Source organism: Bradyrhizobium lablabi (assembly GCF_001440475.1).
In the GTDB taxonomy this organism is placed as follows: Bacteria; Pseudomonadota; Alphaproteobacteria; order Rhizobiales; family Xanthobacteraceae; genus Bradyrhizobium; species Bradyrhizobium lablabi.
This window is the reverse complement of sequence record NZ_LLYB01000071.1, coordinates 239791-246557: the sequence shown is the minus strand read 5'-3', so window position 1 is coordinate 246557 and position 6767 is coordinate 239791. Positions and strand designations below refer to the sequence as shown.

5 protein-coding genes are annotated in these 6767 nt (G+C 63.4%); 1 reads left to right on the top strand and 4 read right to left on the bottom strand.

Going from position 1 to position 6767, the window contains the following annotated elements:
• Positions 1-70: 70 nt before the first annotated feature.
• The 4 genes from CQ14_RS18575 to CQ14_RS18560 all read right to left on the bottom strand — a co-directional run bounded on the left by CQ14_RS18575 (position 71) and on the right by CQ14_RS18560 (position 4578).
• Positions 71-1096, bottom strand: a complete 1026-nt coding sequence (locus CQ14_RS18575; RefSeq protein ID WP_057859279.1) for a S1C family serine protease — start codon at positions 1094-1096, stop codon at positions 71-73.
• An 81-nt stretch (positions 1097-1177) separates the two neighbouring features.
• Positions 1178-1624, bottom strand: coding sequence for a hypothetical protein (locus CQ14_RS18570; protein WP_057859278.1), 447 nt, complete (start codon positions 1622-1624; stop codon positions 1178-1180).
• Between the two features lie 7 nt (positions 1625-1631).
• Complete coding sequence (locus tag CQ14_RS18565; RefSeq protein WP_057859277.1) at positions 1632-3236, bottom strand: GMC family oxidoreductase; 1605 nt, start codon at positions 3234-3236, stop codon at positions 1632-1634.
• A gap of 118 nt (positions 3237-3354) precedes the next feature.
• Positions 3355-4578: a cytochrome P450 gene (locus CQ14_RS18560; RefSeq protein WP_057859276.1), complete on the bottom strand. Its 1224-nt coding sequence runs from the start codon at positions 4576-4578 to the stop codon at positions 3355-3357.
• A 159-nt stretch (positions 4579-4737) separates the two neighbouring features.
• On the opposite strand from CQ14_RS18560, the gene CQ14_RS18555 reads away from it, so the two are divergent.
• Entirely contained in the window at positions 4738-6366 is a 1629-nt protein-coding gene (locus CQ14_RS18555; RefSeq protein WP_057859275.1) for a flavin-containing monooxygenase, read from the top strand.
• Positions 6367-6767 lie beyond the last annotated feature (401 nt).

Genomic DNA, 6767 nt, shown 5'->3' with positions numbered 1-6767 from the left:
TCGAATGAGCTTCGCTCATTCGATCCACCCTCTCCCACAAGGGGAGAGGGGTAAACGGCGGGCCGCGCCGTTACTGCCTCGCAGCCGGCTTCCGCTCCACCGGGTGGATGTCAATCCCGCGCAACCTTCCCATCCGCAGCACGTCCATCGCGAGCGTGCGGCCGATACGATCGCGGTCGAGGGCGCGGATCAGATCGTCGACGCCGTTGATATCGACGCCGTCGAGCTTGATCACGACATCGCCCGGCAACAGGCCGGCCTTCGCGGCGGGACTGTCCGGCTCGATCTGCGCCAGCAGCGCACCCATCGTGTTGTCGACACCGGCGACCACCGCATGCCGACGCGGGATCGGCGCGGTCTGGCCGGCAACGCCGATATAGGCGCGGCGGACATAGCCGTGGCGGATGATCTCCGACAGCACGAACTGCGCGGTGTTGCTGGCGACCGCGAAGCAGATGCCCTGCGCGCCGTTGATGATGGCGGTGTTGATGCCGATCACCTCCGATGCCGACGACACCAGCGGCCCGCCCGAATTGCCGGGATTGAGCGCGGCATCGGTCTGGATCACGTCCTCGATGGTCCGCCCGCTCACCGAACGGATCGAACGGCCGAGCGCCGACACCACGCCGGCAGTCACCGTCGATTCGAAGCCGAGCGGATTGCCGATCGCGACCACGAGCTGGCCGCGGCGCAGGCTCTTGGAGTTGCCGAGCGAGGCGTAGCGCAGATCGCGCGCGCCATCGGCCCGCAATAGCGCGAGATCAGTGTCGGGATCGACGCCGAGCACATGCGCGTCGGTGACGAACCCTTCGGTGTCGCGCAGGCGGATCTCTTTCGACGATCCGACCACATGGCTGTTGGTCAGCACGAGACCATCGGGCGAGATGACGATGCCGGAGCCGAGCCCGCCGCGCTCGCGCGCACTGCGCACCTTCGGCCCGGTTTCAACGCGCACGACGGCAGGACCGACGCGTTCGGTGACGTCGATCACGGTATTGGAATAGGCATCGAGCAGAGCCCGGTCGTTATCCCGGGCAGGCTCGGCCGTTCGCGATGACAGCCCGTCATCGGCGATATCTGAGGTAACATCCAGCATGGCGAGATTCCTTCGGCTTCCTCAGATGGTGGCCGGGAACCGCTTGCGCAAGGTGCCTGCGAAGGGCGCAGGGCTGGCTTGCTAGGCCCGCCTCAGCTTGCCCGACCGCGCCTTGACGGGATCGAGCAGCGCCCAGTCGCCATGCTCCAGCGTGTAGCCCTTCGGGAACGGGGCGCGCAGTTCGAGCCCAAGCGAGCGCAGCACGCGGTCGTCGCGGTAGTAGCATTGCAGGACGACGCGGACGAGCGTTGCAGCCGCGGCACCGCCGGTGGCGCGGAACTCGGTCGCGACGGCATCGCGCCTGGCCGTGTCGAGTTCCGCCAGCGGCCGGCTTGCGAGACGCGCGAGATGATCGAGCGCCTGCGCGACCAGCGCGGTGTCGCGGCCGAGCGTCGCCAGCATGTCGGCCTGAACAGCGGGGTCGTCCGCCCCGGGCACCTTGTACTCGTCGCTGGCGGGAATGATCATCGCCGCGACGGTGCGGAGATCGTCGCGTTGGGCTGAGGTCAGTTCAAATATTGCGAGCATGGCGGTCTCAATCGAAGAGGTTGGCAAGGCGTTGCTTCATCTGGTCGGCGACATAGAGCGCGATCGCCTGGATGGTCGAGGTCGGGTTGACGCCGCCCGAGGTCACGAACACGCTGCCGTCGACGATGAAGAGGTTCTTCACGTCATGCGATCGGCCCCATTCGTTTACGACCGAGCGCGCAGGATCGGTGCCCATCCGCGCGGTACCGAGCAGATGCCAGCCACCCCAGGGAATCGGGTTGTTGATGCAGATGTCGGTTGCGCCGGCGGCCTCGAGAATCTCGCGGCCGCGCGCCAGTCCATGCTCCATCATCTTCCGGCTGTTCTCGCTGATCGTGTAATCGATCTTCGGCGCGGGAATGCCGTGGCTGTCCTTCAGCACGGGATCGAGGGTGACGCGGTTGTGCTCCTCGGGCAGATCCTCGCAGATCGCGGAGACCGCTAGCCGATGGCCGTTCAGCTTTCGGAAGACGCGGTGATGATCTTCGCCCCACGGCAGAATGCCCTTCTGCTCGCTCGCCACCGCCTCGAACACCGGCCCCGCGCCACGGCCGAACTGGATGCCATAGCCGCGGACGAAACCGCGCGACAGATCGGTGTCGTAGAACTCCTTGCTCCAGAGGCAGGTCGGCGGCGCGCGATTACTATCGGTCGGCTCCTTCACAAAACCGTAGATCTGCGCATAGGGATGGAACATCAGGTTCTTTCCGACCAGCCCTGATGAATTGGCAAGCCCGTTCGGGAAGCGGCCGGAGACCGAGTTCAGGAGCAGCCGTGGCGTGCCGACGCCGTTGCAGGCGATGATGACGACCTCGGCCGGCTGGAATTGCTCGACGCCATCCTGGTCGTAGTAGACGACGCCGGAGGCCATGCCGTGCTCGTTGGTCAGGATCTCGCGCACGCGGCAATGGGTCTTGAGCTCGACGCCGGCGCGGACCGCCTGCGGCCAATAGGTGATGTCGGTCGAGGCCTTGGCGCCTTGCGCGCAGGCCGGCGTGCAATGGCCGAGATTGATGCAGCGCGCCCTGCCCTCGTAATCCATCGTCGCGACGGTCGTGTCCGACGGCCACCAGTGCCAGCCGAGCTTGTTCATGGCCTTGCCGATCAGCGGACCGGAGAGCCCGAGCGGTTGCGGCGGCATCGGCGGATGCGTCAGCGGTGACAGCGGATCGCCCGACAGGCCGGAGACGCCCATCATCCGGTCGTTCTCCTCGAAGAACGGCGTGAGTGCGTCGTAGTCGATCGGCCAGTCATCGGCGACGCCGTCGAGCGTCTTCACCTTGAAGTCGCTTGGATGCAGCCGCGGCCAGTGCGCGGTGTACATCACCGTCGAGCCGCCGACGCCGTTGAAGTTCACGACCTTGATCGGCGAGTTGTCGTCGTTGATCGGATAGTCCTCGGGCCGGCCGCGAATGTTCGGGCTGGTCGACCACTCGCCGTAGAATTTTGCCTCCCAGTCGCGCCCGGTGCTCGGATATTCTGACGGCTTCATCCAGCCGCCCTGGTCGAGGCAGAGGATGTGCATCTTTGTTTCGGCCAAACTCCACGCCACCGCCGCACCGGATGCGCCGGCGCCGATGATGAGGACGTCAACGGGATCGTTCTTGTTCATTACTTTCTCAACTCTCTCTTTCGTCATTGCGAGCGCAGCTAAGCAATCCATCGTGCCGCAAGCGGAGGCATGGATTGCTTCGTCACTTCGCTTCGCTCGCAATGACGGGGATATATCATCAATTCACAATCTTCACCGGGAGCGAGCGGATGCCGCGGATGAAATTTGAATAGAGGCGTTGTGGCGGGCCCATGATTTCGAAGCGAAGGTCTCTTGCCAATATCTCCTCCCAAAGAATGCGGATTTGCTGCTCGGCCAAGCGGTCGCCGACGCAGCGGTGAATGCCGGCGCCGAAGGAAAGATGCTGGCGCGGCTTGGCGCGGTCGATGATGAATTCATCGGCACAGTCGATCTTGGCTTCGTCGCGATTGCCGGAGATGTACCACATCACGACCTTGTCGCCTTTTGTGATCCGGCGGCCGGCGAGCTCGACGTCGTTGCGCGCGGTGCGGCGCATGTGCAGAACCGGCGTGTGGTAGCGGATGATTTCAGAAACGAGGTTCGGAATCAGTTCGCGCCGGGCGCGGATCAGTTCGAACTGCTCGGGATTCTCGCAAAGCGCCATCAGCCCGCCGCTCATGGAATTGCGCGTGGTGTCGTTGCCGCCGACGATCAGCAGCGCCATCGTACCGATGAATTCGCGCGGTTGCAGGTTTCGCGTCGCCTCGGAGTGCGCCAGCATCGAAATCAGGTCGAAGGTCGGCGGCGCCTCCGCACGCGCGTCCCACAATTTCCGGAAATACTCTCCCATCCTGGCCAGTTCATCGTAACGCTCGGCTTCCGAGTGCACGACGGCATCAGGCGAATCGACATTGGCGATCGCGACATCCGACCACCAGGTCAGCCTCATGCGATCTTGCCAGGGAAAATCGAACAGCGTCGCCAGCATCATGTTGGTCAGATCGGTCGAGACCCGCTCGACCCAGTCGAAGGTCTCGTTGCGCGGCAGCGCGTCGAGCACATCAGAGGTTCGTTTGCGGATCAACGGCTCGAAATTGGCCAAGTTGGACGGTGCCACGATAGGCGCCACAGTGCGGCGCTGCGCGGTGTGGCCGGGCGGGTCCATCCGGATGAAATTGGAGATCTCGCGCCCTTTGGGCTGGTCGGCCACCTGAATACCGCCGAGCTCCGAACTCGACGAATAGTTTTCGTGATCGAACTCGACTGCAAAAATGTCGTCGTAGCGCGTCACCGACCAGTAAGGCCCGTACGCCGACGCCTCGCAATAATGCACGGGATCGTCACGGCGCAGTTGCGCGAACAGCGGGCGCCAGGTGTCATCCTGATAGAGGTGGGGATCGCTGACATCGATCGAGGCCAGCTTGCGCAGCGCCTCAGCCATCACTTGCCTCCCCTCCTGCCGTCGCCGCTTGCCGGGCGCTCCATACCCCGACGATAGGGGCAGATGCGGTCGCGAGTAAAGCCGACAGGCCGATGGCAAACCTGCAACCCTGCCACGCGTCCATGCAGGGTTTGTCGAGGGACATGGAAGCGGATAGCCTTGGCGCAAACGATCAACGCGGGAGCGACGCCGATTCCGGATTTCGACGCCATCATCATCGGCGCGGGCATGTCGGGGCTTTACCAGCTCTACCGCTTGCGCGAACAGGGTTTGCGCATCCGGGTGTTCGAGGCCGGCACTGAGGTCGGCGGCACCTGGTACTGGAACCGTTATCCCGGGGCGCGGTTCGATTCCGAGAGCTATTCCTACGGCTATTCGTTCTCCCAGGAGCTTTTGCAGGAATGGGAGTGGTCGGAGCATTTTGCCGGCCAGCCGGAAACGCTGCGCTACCTCAATCATGTCGCCGACAAGTTCGACCTGCGCCGCGATATCCAGTTTCGCAGCCGGGTGACGGCGGCGGTGTACGCGGAAGATACGCGGAGCTGGACGATCACGCTGGAGGATGGCGCCCAGCACAGCACGCGGTTCCTGATCACGGCGATCGGGCCGCTGTCCACGCCGACGCTGCCGCGGATCGAGGGCCGCGACGATTTCAAGGGTGCCTCCTTCCACACCGCGCGATGGCCAAAGGCGCCGGTGGACTTTTCCGGCAAGCGTGTCGCCGTGATCGGCACCGGCGCTACCGGCGTGCAGACCATCCAGACCATCGCCGGACAGGTCGGCCATCTCACCGTGTTCCAGCGCACACCGAACTGGTGCGCGCCGCTGCACAACGGCAAGATCGACGCCGAGACGCAGGCGAAGATCAAAGCGAGCTACCCTGATATGTTCGCCCGCTGCAAGGAGACCTTTGCCTGCTTCCTGCACACGCCCGATCCTCGCGGCGCGTTCGAGGTGTCGGACGAGGAGCGCGAGGCGTTTTACGAGAAGCTTTACGCCGAACGCGGCTTCGGCATCTGGCAGGGTAATTTCAAGGACATACTGATCGACCGCAAGGCGAACGCGACGATCTCCGAGTTCGTCGCGCGCAAGATCAGACAACGCGTGAAGAATCAGGCGGTGGCGGAAAAGCTGATCCCCAGGAATCACGGCTTTGGAACGCGCCGGCTGCCGCTCGAAACTTTCTATTACGAGGTCTACAATCAGGACAATGTCGAGCTGGTCGACATCAACGAAACGCCGATCGAGCGGATCACGCCTGATGGAATCAGGACCAGCGATCGGGAATACATATTCGACATCATCATCTATGCGACCGGCTTCGATGCCATCACTGGCAGTTTCGACAAGATCGACTTTCGCGGGGTTGGCGGCGCGCGGTTGACGGACAAGTGGAAGCGCGGGCCGGAGACCTATCTCGGCATCATGGTGCATGAGTTTCCGAACATGCTGATGCTGATGGGGCCGCACACCGCGCTCGGCAATATTCCTCGCAGCATCGAATACAGCGTCGACTGGGTGACCGGGCTGATCCTGTTCGCGATGGAAAAGCGACTGACGCGGCTGGAGGCGACGCCGGAGGGCGTGAAATTCTGGACCGATCACGTCAAGGCGCTTGGCGAGGGGCTGCTGTCCAACGAGGTCAATTCCTGGATGACCGGCATCAATTCCAACGTCGAGGGCAAGCAGACCCGCATCGTCGCCCGCTATAGTGGCAGCGCGCCGGCGTACCGCGCAAGGTGCGATGAGGTGGCGGCGAAAGGGTATGCTGAGTTGCGGCTGGGGTAGCATTATTTTCTTGCAGCGAGCGCCGGACCATCCCCCGTCATTGCGAGCGTAGTGAAGCAATCCATTCTTCCGTTACGCTGTGAGATGGATTGCTTCGCGGCGCTCGCAACGACGCGGAAGTAGCTGCGCAGTGCTCGACTGTCGTCCCCCGCGAAGGCGGGGATCCAGTACGCTGCGGCTTCTCGGTTCGATCATTGATGTCTCTGGAATACTGGGTCGCCCGGTCAAGCCGGGCGATGACACTGAGTGTGCGTTTGCGATATCGCGACGCATTGCGCCCGAGGTTTGCATTTCTTCATCGCCCCTCTCCTATTANNNAGACCGGGTGCTTGCTGCACCCGAGGTCTCGCGTGCCGTTGCGCATAGCAAGAAACGCACACGAGCATACAGGTACAGCGGCG

Excerpts from the sequence above, each read along its gene's own strand:
- CQ14_RS18565 (WP_057859277.1), bottom strand. The coding sequence starts at position 3,236 with ATGAACAAGAACGATCCCGTTGACGTCCTCATCATCGGCGCCGGCGCA.
- CQ14_RS18560 (WP_057859276.1), bottom strand. The coding sequence starts at position 4,578 with ATGGCTGAGGCGCTGCGCAAGCTGGCCTCGATCGATGTCAGCGATCCC.
- CQ14_RS18570 (WP_057859278.1), bottom strand. The coding sequence starts at position 1,624 with ATGCTCGCAATATTTGAACTGACCTCAGCCCAACGCGACGATCTCCGC.
- CQ14_RS18575 (WP_057859279.1), bottom strand. The coding sequence starts at position 1,096 with ATGCTGGATGTTACCTCAGATATCGCCGATGACGGGCTGTCATCGCGA.